The organism is Pseudomonas sp. D3-10, from assembly GCF_051132175.1.
Classification (GTDB): Bacteria; Pseudomonadota; Gammaproteobacteria; order Pseudomonadales; family Pseudomonadaceae; genus Aquipseudomonas.
In genome coordinates, this window is sequence record NZ_CP071668.1 from 871,493 (window position 1) to 887,592 (window position 16,100).

Annotated in this window: 12 protein-coding genes and 1 tRNA gene; 12 read left to right on the forward strand and 1 reads right to left on the reverse strand. The window is 60.4% G+C overall.

Annotated features, from left to right (window positions below; all coding sequences use genetic code 11):
• The first annotated feature begins 44 nt into the window (after nt 1-44).
• The 8 genes from nusA to J3P90_RS03790 all read left to right on the forward strand — a co-directional run bounded on the left by nusA (nt 45) and on the right by J3P90_RS03790 (nt 8,909).
• Entirely contained in the window at nt 45-1,526 is a 1,482-nt protein-coding gene (gene nusA / locus J3P90_RS03755; protein ID WP_420765576.1) for a transcription termination factor NusA, read from the forward strand.
• A gap of 27 nt (nt 1,527-1,553) precedes the next feature.
• A complete protein-coding gene (infB, locus tag J3P90_RS03760; protein ID WP_434560715.1) occupies nt 1,554-4,073 on the forward strand; it encodes a translation initiation factor IF-2 in 2,520 nt (839 codons plus the stop codon).
• Between the two features lie 159 nt (nt 4,074-4,232).
• Nucleotides 4,233-4,634, forward strand: a complete 402-nt coding sequence (gene rbfA / locus J3P90_RS03765; RefSeq protein WP_181287552.1) for a 30S ribosome-binding factor RbfA — start codon at nt 4,233-4,235, stop codon at nt 4,632-4,634.
• Nucleotides 4,635-4,637: 3 nt separating this feature from the next.
• Nucleotides 4,638-5,555, forward strand: a complete 918-nt coding sequence (truB, locus tag J3P90_RS03770) for a tRNA pseudouridine(55) synthase TruB (RefSeq protein ID WP_420765573.1) — start codon at nt 4,638-4,640, stop codon at nt 5,553-5,555.
• A 143-nt stretch (nt 5,556-5,698) separates the two neighbouring features.
• Nucleotides 5,699-5,968, forward strand: coding sequence for a 30S ribosomal protein S15 (rpsO, locus tag J3P90_RS03775; protein WP_011332409.1), 270 nt, complete (start codon nt 5,699-5,701; stop codon nt 5,966-5,968).
• A gap of 194 nt (nt 5,969-6,162) precedes the next feature.
• Nucleotides 6,163-8,268 carry a polyribonucleotide nucleotidyltransferase gene (pnp, locus tag J3P90_RS03780; protein ID WP_420765572.1) on the forward strand — a complete coding sequence of 702 codons (2,106 nt, stop codon included), beginning with the start codon at nt 6,163-6,165 and terminating at the stop codon, nt 8,266-8,268.
• A gap of 127 nt (nt 8,269-8,395) precedes the next feature.
• Nucleotides 8,396-8,468 (forward strand) — tRNA-Thr (locus J3P90_RS03785).
• Nucleotides 8,469-8,603: 135 nt separating this feature from the next.
• On the forward strand, nt 8,604-8,909 hold the full coding sequence (locus tag J3P90_RS03790; protein WP_420765571.1) for a DUF6388 family protein: 306 nt from the start codon (nt 8,604-8,606) through the stop codon (nt 8,907-8,909).
• Nucleotides 8,910-8,947: 38 nt separating this feature from the next.
• Here the strand turns inward: J3P90_RS03790 and nadC are convergent, their stop codons facing one another.
• Nucleotides 8,948-9,796 (reverse strand): carboxylating nicotinate-nucleotide diphosphorylase, encoded by an 849-nt coding sequence (gene nadC, locus J3P90_RS03795; RefSeq protein ID WP_434607831.1) that lies wholly within the window; start codon nt 9,794-9,796, stop codon nt 8,948-8,950.
• A 233-nt stretch (nt 9,797-10,029) separates the two neighbouring features.
• Between nadC and J3P90_RS03800 the strand changes: the two genes are divergently transcribed.
• From J3P90_RS03800 to J3P90_RS03815, 4 genes are all read left to right on the forward strand, one after another.
• The gene (locus J3P90_RS03800) at nt 10,030-12,240 is read left to right on the forward strand and encodes a DUF1631 domain-containing protein (protein ID WP_420765569.1); all 2,211 of its coding nucleotides are present in this window, start codon (nt 10,030-10,032) and stop codon (nt 12,238-12,240) included.
• A 63-nt stretch (nt 12,241-12,303) separates the two neighbouring features.
• The gene (gene ampD / locus J3P90_RS03805) at nt 12,304-12,864 is read left to right on the forward strand and encodes a 1,6-anhydro-N-acetylmuramyl-L-alanine amidase AmpD (protein ID WP_434560713.1); all 561 of its coding nucleotides are present in this window, start codon (nt 12,304-12,306) and stop codon (nt 12,862-12,864) included.
• Complete coding sequence (ampE, locus tag J3P90_RS03810; RefSeq protein WP_434560711.1) at nt 12,861-13,697, forward strand: regulatory signaling modulator protein AmpE; 837 nt, start codon at nt 12,861-12,863, stop codon at nt 13,695-13,697. Before ampD ends, ampE begins: the two co-directional genes overlap by 4 nt.
• Nucleotides 13,698-15,319: 1,622 nt before the next feature.
• A complete protein-coding gene (locus tag J3P90_RS03815) occupies nt 15,320-16,024 on the forward strand; it encodes a methyl-accepting chemotaxis protein (RefSeq protein ID WP_434676536.1) in 705 nt (234 codons plus the stop codon).
• The last annotated feature ends 76 nt before the right edge of the window (nt 16,025-16,100 follow it).

A 16,100-nucleotide genomic window follows, 5' to 3' on the forward strand; every position in this document is an offset into this window, starting at 1 on the left:
GCGGATCCCGCGGATCCAATGGCTTGCGAAAGGCGAGGCGTACGATGAGCAAAGAAGTACTGCTGGTTGTTGAGTCGGTATCCAATGAAAAGGGCGTACCGGCTAACGTTATTTTTGAAGCGCTGGAGCTGGCCCTGGCCACTGCTACCAAGAAGCGGTTCGAAGACGAAGTTGATCTGCGTGTGGAAATCAATCGCCACACCGGTGCCTACGAGACTTTCCGTCGCTGGACGGTAGTCGAGGAAGAGGACCTGGACGATCCGGCTATCGAAACCTGGCCGAGCAAGGTCGCGGAAACGCACCCGGGCGCCAAGGTCGGCGATGTCGTCGAAGAAAAAATCGAATCCATCGAGTTCGGTCGCATCGCTGCACAGACTGCCAAGCAGGTCATTGTGCAGAAAGTTCGCGAAGCCGAGCGCGCACAAGTTGTTGACGCTTATCGCGAGCGCCTGGGAGAAATCATCTCCGGCACCGTGAAAAAAGTGACACGCGACAATGTGATCGTCGACCTGGGCAACAACGCCGAAGCGTTGCTGGCCCGTGAAGACATCATTTCTCGCGAAACCTTCCGGGTCGGCGTGCGTTTGCGCGCGCTGCTCAAGGAAATCCGCACCGAGAACCGGGGCCCGCAGCTGATCCTGTCGCGTACCGCGCCGGAAATGCTGATCGAGCTGTTCCGCATCGAAGTGCCGGAAATTGCTGAAGGTCTGATCGAAGTCATGGCCGCGTCCCGTGATCCGGGTTCGCGCGCCAAGATCGCGGTCCGCTCCAAGGACAAGCGCATCGACCCGCAAGGTGCCTGCATCGGCATGCGTGGTTCGCGTGTCCAGGCCGTATCCGGCGAGTTGGGCGGCGAGCGTGTGGACATCGTCCTCTGGGACGACAACCCGGCTCAGTTCGTGATCAATGCCATGTCGCCTGCTGAAGTGGCGGCAATTATCGTCGACGAAGATGCCCACGCCATGGACATCGCCGTTGGCGCAGACAATCTCGCTCAGGCCATCGGTCGCGGTGGTCAGAACGTGCGTCTGGCCAGCCAATTGACTGGCTGGACCCTGAACGTGATGACCGAATCGGACATCCAGGCTAAGCAGCAAGCTGAAACCGGCGACATCCTGCGCAACTTCATCGAAGAGCTTGAAGTCGATGAAGAGCTGGCGCAGGTGCTGGTGGATGAGGGCTTTACCAGCCTGGAAGAGATTGCCTACGTACCGGTGGAAGAAATGCTCAACATCGACGGCTTTGACGAGGAAATCGTCAACGAGCTTCGCGCTCGGGCCAAGGATCGTTTGTTGACCAAAGCCATCGCTACTGAGGAAAAGCTGGCAGACGCCCATCCGGCCGAAGACCTGCTCTCGCTTGAGGGCATGGACAAGGATTTGGCGATGGAACTGGCGGTGCGCGGCGTAATTACCCGCGAAGACCTGGCCGAGCAGTCTATTGACGACCTGCTCGACATCGACGGCATTGACGATGATCGTGCCGGCAAGTTGATCATGGCCGCCCGAGCCCACTGGTTCGAGTAATTAGGCGCGGCCTGAGGAGAGAAGTGCATGACGCAAGTCACGGTGAAACAACTGGCCGATGAGGTCAAAACACCGGTAGAGCGCCTGTTGCAGCAGATGCGTGAGGCAGGTCTGCCGCACACCGCCGCCGAGGAACATGTGACCGACAGTGAGAAGCAGTCCCTGCTGACTCACTTGAAGAGCAGTCACAAGGCGAAAGTGGAAGAACCGCGCAAGATCACACTGCAGCGTAAAACCACCAGCACCCTGCGTGTTGCCGGTAGCAAAAGCATCAGCGTTGAAGTACGCAAGAAGAAAGTCTTCGTACAGCGCAGCCCGGAAGAAATCGAAGCCGAGCGCAAACGCGAACTGGAAGAACGTCGTGCAGTGGAAAATGCTGCTCGCCAGAAGGCTGAAGAAGAAGCCAAGCGTCGCGCTGAAGAAGAAGCGCGTCGCCAGCCTGCTGCTGCGCAACCCGCTCCAGTCGAAGCTGTCGAGGCTGCGGCCCCGGTAGCCGAGCCTGTGCGTGAAGCCGCACCGGTCGCGGCACCAGCGCCGGCTCCGGCCGACACTCGTAAGCGCGATGAGCAGCGTCGTCCCGACAAGCCACGTGCCGACGACAACCGTCGTGGCGGTAACGATGGCGAGCGCAAGAATGCTCCTCATCGTGCTTCGGTCAAGGAAAAGGCGCCGGCTCCACGCGTTGCGCCTCGTACTACCGACGAAGAAAGCGATGGCTTCCGTCGCGGCGGTCGCGGCAAGGCCAAGCTGAAGAAACGCAACGCCCACGGTTTCCAGAGCCCTACCGGCCCTGTCGTGCGCGAAGTGAAGATCGGCGAGACCATCACTGTGGGCGACCTGGCCCAGCAGATGTCGGTCAAGGCTGCTGAAATCATCAAGTTCATGTTCAAGCTGGGTACCCCGGCCACCATCAACCAGGTACTGGATCAGGAAACTGCCCAGCTGGTCGCCGAAGAACTGGGCCACAAAGTGACCCTGGTCAGCGACACCGCCCTGGAAGATTCCCTGGCCGAGTCGCTGAAGTTCGAAGGTGAAGCGGTCGCCCGTGCGCCGGTCGTGACCGTCATGGGTCACGTTGACCATGGTAAGACGTCGCTGCTCGACTACATTCGTCGCGCCAAGGTTGCGGCGGGCGAGGCTGGCGGTATTACCCAGCACATCGGCGCCTACCACGTTGAAACCGACCGCGGCATGGTGACGTTCCTCGACACCCCGGGTCACGCCGCGTTTACCGCGATGCGTGCCCGTGGTGCCAAGGCCACCGACATCGTGATCCTGGTGGTCGCGGCGGACGACGGCGTCATGCCGCAAACCATCGAAGCTGTTCAGCATGCCCAGGCAGCTGGCGTGCCGCTGGTGGTTGCAGTGAACAAGATCGACAAGCCGGGCGCTGATCTCGATCGCATCCGCAGCGAACTGTCGGTTCACGGCGTGACCTCTGAAGAGTGGGGTGGCGACACTCCATTCGTCCCGGTTTCCGCGAAGATGGGTACTGGCGTCGACGAACTGCTCGAAGCCGTCCTGTTGCAGGCCGAGGTTCTGGAATTGACCGCTACGCCTTCGGCTCCAGGCCGTGGCGTGGTGGTTGAATCGCGCCTCGACAAGGGCCGCGGCCCGGTGGCGACCGTGCTCGTCCAGGACGGTACCCTGCGCCAAGGCGACATGGTGCTGGTCGGTTCGAACTATGGCCGCGTGCGCGCCATGCTCGACGAGAACGGCAAGCCAATCAAGGAAGCCGGTCCGGCTATCCCGGTCGAGATCCTCGGCCTGGACGGTACTCCGGACGCTGGCGACGAAATGAGCGTTGTGGCTGACGAGAAGAAAGCCCGTGAAGTCGCGCTGTTCCGTCAAGGCAAGTTCCGCGAAGTCAAGCTGGCCCGTGCTCACGCCGGCAAGCTGGAGAACATCTTCGAGAACATGGGCCAGGAAGAGAAGAAGACGCTCAACATCGTCCTCAAATCCGACGTCCGTGGCTCGCTGGAAGCTTTGCAGGGCGCTCTGAACGGCCTGGGTAACGACGAAGTGCAAGTGCGCGTGGTCGGTGGCGGTGTCGGTGGTATCACCGAATCCGACGCCAACCTGGCACTCGCCTCCAACGCTGTACTGTTTGGCTTCAACGTGCGTGCCGATGCCGGTGCTCGCAAGATCGTCGAGCAGGAAGGCCTGGACATGCGTTACTACAACGTGATCTACGACATCATCGAAGACGTCAAGAAAGCGTTGACCGGTATGTTGGGCAGCGACGTGCGGGAGAACATCCTGGGCGTGGCCGAAGTTCGCGATGTGTTCCGTTCGCCGAAGTTCGGTGCGATCGCCGGTTGCATGGTGATCGAAGGTGTCGTTCACCGTAACCGTCCTATCCGTGTATTGCGTGAAGACATCGTTATCTTCGAAGGCGAGCTGGAATCCCTGCGCCGCTTCAAGGATGACGCTTCCGAAGTGCGTGCCGGCATGGAGTGCGGTATTGGCGTCAAGAGCTACAACGACGTCAAGGTTGGCGACAAGATCGAAGTCTTCGAGAAGGTCCAGGTTGCTCGCAGCCTCTGACTCGCGCACTTCAAGAGCCGCATCGGGCAGCCGCATGAACATGCGCTGCCGTGCAGGCGGACTCTAAACGCAACGCCCGGTCTGGCTTTTGCCAGGCCGGGCGTTTGCCGCTTTCAGACCTCGCGGGTTTCACCGTGGGGCAGTAACAGGTAACAAGACATGGCAAAAGAATACAGCCGTACCCAACGAATCGGCGATCAGATGCAGCGCGAGCTGGCCCAACTGATCCGTCGCGAAGTCAAGGACCCGCGCGTTGGCCTGGTCACCATTACCGCAGTGGAAGTCAGCCGTGACGTCGGTCATGCCAAGATTTTCATCACCGTGATGGGCCAGGACAGCGCCGAAGAAATCGCCCAGAGCATCAAGGTGCTCAACTCGGCCGCCGGCTTCCTGCGCATGCAGTTGGCCCGGGAGATGAAGCTGCGCAGCGTTCCGCAGTTGCACTTCCACTACGACGAAAGCGTCGTGCGAGGCGCGCATCTGTCAGCGCTGATCGAGCGCGCCGTGGCTGAAGACAGCCAGCACCCGGCTGCGGCTGAACCCGAAGACACCAAGGAGTAACCGGTGGCTCAGGTCAAACGTATCCGTCGTAACGTCAGCGGTATCATCCTGCTCGACAAACCGTTGGGATTCACCTCCAACGCAGCCCTGCAGAAGGTTCGCTGGTTGCTCAACGCCGAGAAGGCTGGCCACACCGGTAGTCTCGATCCGCTGGCTACTGGCGTGCTGCCCCTGTGTTTCGGCGAGGCGACCAAGTTCTCCCAGTACCTGCTCGATTCCGACAAGGGTTATGAAACCCTGGCGCAGTTAGGCAAGACCACCACCACGGCGGACGCCGAAGGTGAGGTTTTGCTGGAACGCCCGGTGACCGTTGGTCAGACGGATATCGAGGCGGTCTTGCCGAAGTTTCGCGGGCAAATCAGTCAGATACCGCCGATGTACTCTGCCCTCAAGCGCGATGGACAGCCGTTGTACAAACTGGCCCGTGCAGGTGAAGTAGTGGAGCGTGAACCGCGTTCTGTTACTATTGCGCGCTTGGAATTGCTGGCCTTTGACGGTAATACTGCACGGCTAGCCGTGGATTGCAGCAAAGGCACCTATATCCGTACCCTGGTGGAGGATATCGGCGAGCAACTCGGCTGTGGCGCGTACGTGGCAGAATTGCGGCGGACCCAGGCCGGGCCTTTCACGTTAGCCCAGACGGTCACGTTGGAAGAGCTCGAAGCCGTGCATGCCGAAGGCGGGAATGAAGCGGTCGACCGCTTCCTGATGCCGTCGGACAGCGGTTTGCTCGACTGGCCGCTGCTGCAGTTCTCTGAACACAGTGCGTTCTACTGGCTCAACGGCCAGCCGGTACGTGCCCCGGATGCGCCGAAGTTCGGCATGGTTCGGGTACAGGATCACAATGGTCGCTTCATCGGTATCGGTGAAGTGAGCGAAGACGGGCGCATTGCGCCACGTCGATTGATTCGGTCGGAATGACCGGAACCAGCCTGCGTAACAACAGGCTGGCGAGTGTGGCTGTTAACAGGCACGGTCACTACTCATTTATAGATACAGGGATTTGTCCCTGGCCTGTTGAAGCTGTTTCATTGAAACAGTTTCCTGACTAAAAGGATTGCCTCATGGCTCTCGACGTTCAAGAAAAAGCTCAAATCGTAGCTGACTACCAGCAAGCTGTTGGTGACACTGGTTCGCCAGAAGTGCAAGTTGCACTGCTGACCGCCAACATCAACAAACTGCAAGGTCACTTCAAGGCCAACGGTAAAGATCACCACTCCCGTCGTGGTCTGATCCGCATGGTAAACCAGCGCCGTAAACTGCTGGACTACCTGAAAGGCAAGGACGTGAGCCGTTACAGCGCTCTGATCGCTCGCCTGGGTCTGCGTCGCTAATAAGCGATTGCGCTAGAGGTTGGTGGTCTGTCGTACGTCAGGGGTTTCCCGTTGGCGCATGGCAGGCTCCCAGCCTCAAGTTTTATCTGGATGCACGTTTTACCCTGGACAGTTGCCGGGCCGATTCCCGTCATTGCCCAAGAATTTCGCAAGAAGACAAGTTCCCCCAAGAGCCACAAAGAAGGTAGGACACCGTGAACCCGGTAATCAAAAAATTCCAGTTCGGTCAGTCGACCGTTACCCTCGAGACCGGCCGTATCGCCCGTCAGGCCTCCGGCGCAGTGCTGGTCACCGTTGACGACGACGTCAGCGTATTGGTGACCGTTGTCGGCGCCAAGCAAGCCGATCCAGGCAAGGGCTTCTTCCCTCTGTCTGTCCACTACCAGGAAAAGACTTACGCAGCCGGTAAGATCCCTGGCGGTTTCTTCAAGCGCGAAGGCCGTCCTTCCGAGAAAGAAACCCTGACTTCCCGACTGATCGACCGTCCGATCCGTCCGCTTTTCCCAGAAGGCTTCATGAACGAAGTGCAGGTCGTCTGCACCGTCGTGTCCACCAGCAAGAAGACCGATCCGGACATCGCTGCGATGATCGGTACCTCGGCTGCCCTGGCCATCTCCGGCATTCCTTTCGATGGCCCGATCGGCGCTGCCCGCGTCGCCTTCCACGAAAGCACCGGCTACCTGCTGAACCCGACCTACGAGCAGTTGAAGGCATCGAGCCTGGACATGGTCGTGGCCGGTACTTCCGAAGCCGTGCTGATGGTTGAATCCGAAGCCAAAGAGCTGACTGAAGACCAGATGCTGGGCGCCGTGCTGTTCGCCCACGACGAGTTCCAAGTGGTGATCAACGCCGTCAAGGAACTGGCCGCCGAAGCCGCCAAGCCAACCTGGACCTGGGCGCCACAGCCAGAAGCCACCGAGCTGCTGGGCGCGATCCGTGCCGAGTTCGGCGACGCGATTTCCCAGGCCTACACCATCACCATCAAGGCCGACCGTTATGCGCGTCTGGGCGAGCTGCGTGACCAGGTCGTCGCCAAGTTCTCTGGCGAAGAAGGCCAGCCATCGGCCAGCGACGTGAAGGCTGCGTTCGGTGAAATCGAATACCGCACCGTTCGCGAAAATATCGTCAACGGCAAGCCGCGTATCGATGGTCGCGACACCCGCACCGTACGTCCGCTGAACATCGAAGTCGGCGTTCTGCCGAAGACCCACGGTTCGGCACTGTTCACCCGTGGCGAGACCCAGGCACTGGTCGTTGCAACACTGGGCACCGCCCGTGACGCGCAACTGCTGGACACCCTGGAAGGCGAAAAGAAAGACCCGTTCATGCTGCACTACAACTTCCCTCCGTTCTCGGTGGGCGAGTGTGGTCGCATGGGTGGCGCCGGTCGTCGCGAAATCGGCCACGGCCGTCTGGCCCGTCGTTCGGTCCAGGCCATGCTGCCAGCCGCTGACGTGTTCCCGTACACCATCCGCGTGGTATCGGAAATCACCGAATCCAACGGCTCGAGCTCGATGGCTTCGGTCTGCGGCGCTTCCCTGGCCCTGATGGACGCTGGTGTGCCGATGAAGGCTCCGGTTGCCGGCATCGCCATGGGTCTGGTTAAAGAAGGCGAGAAGTTCGCTGTCCTGACCGACATCCTGGGTGACGAAGACCACCTGGGCGACATGGACTTCAAAGTGGCCGGTACCGCCAAAGGCGTCACCGCACTGCAGATGGACATCAAGATCAAAGGCATCACCGAAGAGATCATGGAAATCGCCCTGGGCCAAGCCCTGGAAGCGCGCCTGAACATCCTCGGCCAGATGAACCAGATCATCGGTCAGTCCCGCACCGAGCTGTCGGAAAACGCTCCGACCATGATCGCGATGAAAATCGACACCGACAAAATCCGTGATGTCATCGGTAAAGGCGGCGCGACCATCCGTGCGATCTGTGAAGAAACCAAGGCCTCGATCGACATCGAAGACGACGGTTCGATCAAGATCTTCGGCGAAACCAAGGAAGCGGCGGAAGCAGCACGCCAGCGCGTCCTGGGCATCACCGCCGAAGCCGAGATCGGCAAGATCTACGTCGGCAAGGTTGAGCGCATCGTCGACTTCGGCGCGTTCGTCAACATCCTGCCGGGCAAGGACGGCCTGGTCCACATCTCCATGCTGAGCGATGCTCGTGTCGAGAAAGTGACCGACATCCTGAAAGAAGGCCAGGAAGTGGAAGTGCTGGTACTGGACGTGGACAACCGCGGCCGTATCAAGCTGTCCATCAAGGACGTCGCGGCAGCCAAGGCATCGGGCGTTTAATCACTCCCTCGCTTAGCCGCTGAACAAGCAAACGCCCCGACTGGTTCGGGGCGTTTTGCTGTGCGCGCAAAAATCATTTTTGCCGCGGGTTGCCTGCCCTCTGGCTCAATGCTAGGTTTAGCCCCACGCCCGTGTAGCTCAGTCGGTAGAGCAGCGCACTCGTAACGCGAAGGTCGCAGGTTCGATTCCTGTCTCGGGCAAAGTCACACTTGTTTTCAGATGATCCCCCGAATGGTTCTGAAGGCCAGGTAAACCGGGCTTCCAACGGCTTCCTGCGTCAGAGAGATCCTTGATGATCCAGATCCATCTTCCATTCCCAGATCAGCGAGAACGCCATGACCGTCAAAGAACTGAGTCAAGAAGCCAGACACCAAGAAGCCCTGGAAAAGTACTTGAACGAAACGCCGCAGCTGCGGGATGAGATCAAGGACCTACCCGCCGATGATCAGAAAGACCAGATCCAATGGGCGTTCGAAGACGAGGCCGAAGCCCAGGGGCTGCAGCCTTGGGAGTTGACGCTCAAATACACCAGCACGCCTGAAGAGTTCGAGGCGCAGCGCCTTGCCTTGCACAAGGAGGCTGCCGAGGTGTTGGGTGTGGAATGGGATGAATATTGCGAGATGAACAATCTGGTGGTCTGAAGAAAACGCCAGCCTTTTGAGGCTGGCGTTTTTCGTTATCAGAGGCTCAAGCGCATCGACAAATCCACGGCCTTCACATCCTTGGTCATCGCACCGATAGAGATGTAATCCACTCCGGTCTCGGCAATCGGGCGCAACGTGCTCTCGTTGATGCCGCCGCTGGCTTCCAGCTTGGCCTTGCCGCCGTTCAGACGTACCGCTTCGCGCATGTCGTCCAGGCTCAGTTCGTCGAGCATGATGATGTCGGCACCTGCCGCCAGCGCTTCTTTCAATTCCGCCAGGCTTTCGACTTCGACTTCCACCGGTTTACCCGGTGCGATCTGCTGGGCGGCGCTGATGGCCTGGGCAATCCCGCCGCAAGCGGCAATGTGGTTTTCCTTGATCAGGAACGCGTCGTACAGGCCGATGCGGTGGTTGTGACAGCCACCGCAGGTCACGGCGTACTTCTGGGCCAGACGTAGCCCAGGCAACGTTTTGCGAGTGTCCAGCAGCTTGACCTGGGTATCGGCGACGAAGTCGGCCAGGTAGCGAGCCCGGGTGGCAACGCCCGATAGCAACTGCAGGAAATTCAGCGCGCTGCGTTCGCCCGTCAGCAGTGAGCGGGCCGGGCCTTCGAGGTGGAACAGGGCTTGGTCAGGGCTCACGCGGTCGCCGTCATGTACTTGCCAATGCACCGCGACACGTTGGTCCAACTGCCGGAACACCGCATCCACCCAAGCCGTGCCGCTGATGATCGCTGCTTCACGGGTGATGATGGTGGCCTTGGCCAGGCGTTCGGCGGGGATCAGTTGCGCGGTGATGTCGCCGCTGCCGATGTCTTCCAACAGCGCGCGGCGCACATTGGCTTCGATTTCGGCGGTCAGGTCGGCGAGATGTAGATTCGGCATAACAGGCTCCACGAACAAAGTGGCCGGATTATATCCGCTTGGCACCTGTTGGCTTGCATTTGGTCGCGTCCACGCAACATTTACCCGAAATGCCGGTCATTTATTGCGATCTCTTTGAGCCTGTTCACAGAGTCCTCTGGTATGGCGGGCTCTTTTTACCGGATAATCCGCCTTTCGTTTGACGTCATGAGTTTGACGTAGCGAGCCGAAGAATGCCGTTTCAGGAGTCCAGGATGCATAACGACGGGAATGTAGTGCCTTTGCATAAAGTGCCTACCGACCAGGCGAATCGTTCGCCGCTCGCCCGGCTGCCGGTCATTCTGCTCCAGGTTCGCGACAAGGCCGCGCAGCAGTTGCGCGTGGGTCTGCAGGGCTTGTTCGATAACGCCGATGACACGCTGTTCGAAATGGCCGACCGGGCGCGCAATGATCTCGAGCAGAACCTCTACTTCGAAGCCATGCGCGACTTGCGTTTGAAACGCAAAAGCATCGAGCGTGAATTCATCGAACAGTTTTTCGAGGCTTTTGTCAGTCTCGCCCAGTACGACCTTACCCAGGCGACCCTGGCACCCGTGGTGGGCGCCATACCGGCCCAGCCAAACCATGACGAACTGGAGCGCCGCCTGGCGGTGGAAACCATGGTCGCCCGAGTGATCAGCCGCGACGGCGTGTCGCTCGACCAACTCACGGCGCGGCTCAGTGTGTTGCTGGACCGGCCATTGACGAACCAGTTGAACCCGTTAAGCCCAGGTTTATTGTGCGGGCATTTCCTTCAGGCTGGACGCAACCTGGGCGTGGGGATCAAGGTCAAGCTGATCCTGCTCAAGCTGTTCGAGCGTTATGTGCTCAGCGAATGCGACCAGTTCTATGCGCAGGCCAATCAATTGCTCGCCGCGACGGGCGTCTTGCCGGACCTCAAGATCTCACCGTCGCGACGGGCATCGGATCGTGTCGAGGAAGTCGCCCAACCCAACGTCGATGGCGCCGCCAGGCCAAGGGCCGATGACGTCGACGACAGCGTCCAGGAGGTCTTCGCCGCGTTGCAGAAATTGCTGGTGCAGGTCCGCGGCAGCGTCGCGCCAACCTTGGAAGCCAGCGCCCCAGCCCAGCCGATTTCGAAACGGGACCTGCTGCGATTGTTGTCTCATTTGCAGCAGTACGTTCCCTCGCCCACGGTGCAGGACGAGTTCGACCTGCGCAGCCAGCTCGAACAGTTGCTGACGCGTGTCAGCGTCAAGAGTGGCAAGTCCCGGGTCGTCGACGGCGCCGACGAAGACGTGATCAACCTGATCGCGATGATGTTCGAGTTCATTCTCGACGACCAGAACCTGCCGGACTCCCTCAAGGCGCTGATCGGTCGACTGCAGATTCCGATGCTCAAGGTCGCGGTACAGGACAAGAGTTTCTTCAGCCGAGGCAATCATCCGGCCCGCCGGCTGCTCAACGAAATTGCTGCCGCTGCGATGGGTTGGGGCGATTGCGATGATCATCAGCGCGACAGTCTTTACCTGCGCATCGAGCAAGTCGTGCAGCGTTTGTTGAACGACTTTGTCGACGACCCGGCGATATTTTCCGAAGTGCTGGCGGACTTCCTGGCGTTCACCAGCGATGAACGTCGTCGCAGCGAACTGCTGGAGCAACGCATTCGCGACGCTGAAGAAGGGCGGGCCAAGGCCGAACTGGCCCGACAGCGGGTCGAAGGGGCGCTGAACCACATCATGCTGGGCAAGGTCTTGCCCCAGGCTGTGGTGGATTTCGTCCAGCAGGCGTGGAGCCAGGTGTTGTTGCTGACCGGCTTCAAACATGGCGAGCAATCAGCTGAATGGCAGGCCGACGTGCTGACCCTCGAGCAGTTGGTGTGGAGCGTCCAGCATCACGAAGAACCCGACGCCGGCCTGCGCTTGCTGGCGATGGTGCCGGAGCTGCTCAAGGCCCTGCGCGACGGCTTGAGCCGTTCGGCGTTCGATCCGTTCGCCACCAGCGAATTCTTCAGCGAACTGGAAGTGCTGCATGTCCAGGCTCTCCAACGGCTGGGCCAGGCAACGGAGCAGGCACAGCCGGCGGATTCGCCGGTGCTGGTCGAGGTGGTGGAGCCCATCGTCCTGCGGGCTGCGCCGGTAACCGCGACGGACGAACCGACCGTACGCTTGCCTGCCGATGACGTGGGCCTACTCCAGGTCGATCAATTGCGCCTGGGAAGTTGGGTCGAGTTCCAGGAAGACGAAGACAACAACCTTCGTTGCAAACTCGCGGCGATTATCCAGGCCACTGGCAAGTATGTCTTCGTCAACCGTACCGGCCTCAAGGTCCTTGAGCACAGCCGCACCAGCCTGGCCTTGGAGTTCCGCCGTGGGGCGGCGCGGTTGCTGGACGATACCCTGTTGTTCGACAGGGCGCTGGAATCCGTGCTGGGCAACCTGCGCCAGCTCAATCGCGGCAAGTGATCGCGCAGCCGGGCCCGATCGCGGCATACTGACGGCCTTCACCGTCTCATCGAAGGAACCTGTATGCAGCTGGACTCCGCGAGCGGTTGGTGCGATGGCGTGCGTCATTGCCCTTCGCCCAACTTCAATGCGCGCCCCGAGGGCGAGATCTCCCTGCTGGTCATCCACAACATCAGCTTGCCACCGGCACAGTTCGCCACGGGCAAAGTGCAGGAATTTTTCCAGAATCGCCTGGATGTCACGGAACATCCCTATTTTGCGGGTATCGCGGACCTGCGCGTGTCCGCGCATTTTCTGATCGAACGTGACGGCACCGTGACCCAGTTTGTCTCTTGTCTTGATCGTGCCTGGCACGCTGGTGTTTCGTGTTTCGAAGGGCGGGAGACGTGTAACGATTTTTCCATAGGCATCGAGCTTGAAGGCACCGATGACCTGCCGTTCACCGACGGGCAATATGTCGCCTTGGTGGACTTGACCCGGCAGCTGCAAAAAGCGTTTTCGGCGATCACGGTGCAGCGCATCTGCGGGCACAGCGACATCGCGCCGGGTCGCAAGACCGATCCGGGGCCGGCATTCGACTGGGCGCGTTACCGCGCGGCCCTGACAGAAGGGGAAGGACAATGAGTTTTCTGGTGTTGCTGCTGGCGGTCTGGATCGAGAAGTTCTCGGCCTTGCGCCAGCGGGTCCAGCGTGACGGCGGCTGGCTGGGCGAGCTGAACAAGCTTGAAGCGAGTCCGCGCTGGGGCAACCGGCCTTGGCTGGTGCTGGTGGTGATGGTTCTGCTGCCGGTTTCGCTGCTGGCGTTGCTACTCTGGGTGTTGGAGCCGGTGGCCTATGGTTTGCTGGCGCTGCCGATCCACCTGTTGGTGGTGATATACAGCCTGGGGCGCGGCGATCTGTTGGCTGATCTCGGGCCGTTTCGCGATGCCTGGCGTCGTGAAGACCTGCAAGCGGCCACCCACGTGGCCAAGCGTGACCTGAACATCGATGCCGATGACGGTGAGCAGTTGCTCGAACGGGTCCAGGGGCATTTGCTATGGCAGGCTTACCAGAGTTTTTTCGCGGTGATCTTCTGGTACTTCCTGCTGGGACCCGTGGCCGCCCTGAGTTATCGATTGTTGGCGTTGGCCGCCGAGCACAGCCAGAACCCGGGTGTGGCCGAGCGTGCAGCGCAACTGCGCCACGCCTTCGACTGGGTACCGGTGCGATTGCTGGCGGCGAGCTTCGCCCTGGTGGGCAACTTCGTCGCGGTCAGTCGGGTCATGCTGCATGAACTGTTGAACTGGAACATCAGCGCCGCCGACCTCATCGACAAAGTCGGCTTGGTCGCCGGCGAAATTCCCACGCCGGTCGCCGGGCCGGACGGCATCAACAGCCTGGATCGACTTTGGGAATTGCTGCTGCGCGCTGCGTTGCTCTGGTATGCCGGGTTCGCGTTGTGGACGGTGTTGGCCTGATCGAACCCAGCAAGTTCGTAACGCTAAGCTGTCGTGGCGAGGGAGCTTGCTCCCGGTCGGCTGCGCAGCAGTCGTAAACCAGGATAAAAACGATCCCCTCTGCGCAAACCCCACGGGGCCTACCGCACAGGCCAGCGGGAGCGAGCTCCCTCGCCACTGGATCGTGTGCCCTCGTTAACCTTAAGTTACAAATCTCCCTGCCGAATTAGGCTATACAGGAACAGCGTCCGAATAGTGGCTTTGTGCTGTCTGCGTGCGCAGCTCATAACAATAAAAACTACCGGGAGACTTCCCTTGTGAAGAGTTTGCTCTGGCCCGCCGTCGCCCTGATGAATCGCCTTAGCTTCGGCATGAAGTTCAGCCTGATCAGTGTCCTGTTCCTGCTGCCGATGCTGGTGACCAATTTCTTTCTGGTGCGTGATTCCTACCGCGAGTTCCAGGGCACGCAAGTGGAGCTGCAAAGCCTGGATTTGCTGGGCAGCAGCCTGGCGCTGCGGCGTGACCTGGAGACGCTGAACGACCTGGTGCAGATCAATGCCAGCCTGGGCCAGTCTGGCAAGGCCGGCGACGTGGACGCGAAGATCGCCGCGCTCGAGCACAAGGTGCTCGCCCGGTTGCAAGGCATGACGGCCATGGCGATGGAGCCCGAGCACGTCAGTGCCTTCGATACCAAGCGCGACGAAATGATCGCCGCTTTCAAGGCCCAACAAGCCGAAAGCTCGCTGCAGAGCAAAAGCGCGTTGATCGGCAATCTGCTCAACAATGCACAAATATTCGGTCAGATCATCGCCAGTCAGGCCGGCCTGAGCCGTGACAACCAGGCCGACATCCGCCAGCTCAGCGAGCTGATCGTCGGCCTGACGCCCAGGGTCACTCAAATTTTGGGCGAGGGCCGTGCCTTGGGCGCTTCTTCGTTGGGGTTGGGTTTCCTCAATTCCGCGTCGAGTACCCGGTTCGATGAGTTGCTGGTGCAAATCGAGAAGCTCCAGGGCGAATATGAGCTGAAACTGCAGGACGCGCTGGGCTCGAGCAAGGCGGTCGGACAAGCACTCGCCGATCAGGCCGGTGGCAGCAAGAGCACCCTCAAGCAAGCGGCCGAGCTGATTGAAAACCAGGTTGTCATGGCGGACACCCTCGATGCGCCATGGCCGGCATTCTTCGATCAGGTCAGCGGCCTGATGGAGCAGACCTATCGGTTGAACGAGGCGACGTTGGGCTTTCTCGGTGTGCAATTGCGGCACCGCCTGGAGCAGAACCGCAGCCACATGGTGCTACAGGCGGTGGCGCTCGCAGCGGTGTTCCTGTTGATTTTCTATCTGTACGCCGGTTTCTACGCCTCGACACGCACGACGCTCAAGCACCTGGGGGCGATGATGGACAAAGTCGCGGCGGGGGATATGACAGTCAGTTTCGTCGCCCGCAGCAAGGATGAGCTGGGCGAGTTGGGCGAGGTGTTCAATGGCACCGTGGCGAAGATCCATGATTTGATCGAACAGGTCGGCCACACCGTCGCCGAGGTCGAGCGCCAGGCCGGGCAGGTGGAAACGGTATCGGCCCAGAGCAACCAGGCCGTGGCCGGCCAGCGCAGCCAGATCGAACTGGTCGCCACGGCGATGAACCAGATGTCCGCCACTGCCCAGGAAGTCGCCCGCAGCGCTGCGGCGGCGGTCAGCAGCGCCCATAGCGTGAATGATGAAACCCTCAGTGGACGAGGCTTGGTGGAATCCCAGCAGGGCAGCATCGCCCGGCTCGCCAGCGAAATCGACCAGTCGGTGCAGGTGATCAATCAACTGGCGACCGACAGCCAGGCCATCAGCCGCGTCCTCGATGTGATCAAGAGCATTGCCGAGCAAACCAACCTGCTGGCCCTCAACGCCGCTATCGAAGCCGCCCGGGCTGGCGAGCAAGGGCGCGGATTCGCGGTGGTGGCCGACGAGGTGCGAACCCTGGCCAAGCGGACCCAGCAGTCGACCGAAGAAATCGAAGCGATGATCAGCCGCCTGCACGGCGGCGTCGGTGCCGCCGTCAAGGCGATGGGCACCAGCCATGAGATGGCCAGCGGCACGGTTGGCCAGTCGGAGAAGGTCCAGCAGGCGCTGGAAAACATTCTTGGCGCCGTTGGCATGATCGTCGACCAGAACCAGCAGATCGCCGCTGCGGTGGAGCAGCAGACCGCCGTCGCCCATGACATCGACCAGAACATCGTCGAGATCAACCGCGCCGGCGAACGCACCGCCGAAGGGGCTCACCAGACCGAAGACGCCAGCCGCGAACTGTCCTCCCAGGTGGTGCGGCTCAAGCAACTGATCAATGCGTTTCGGGTGTGATCTCCTGCCTCACCACAGGCCCAATGTGGGAGCGAGCCTGTGTGGGAGCGAGCTTGCTCGCGATGGCGGAGTGTCA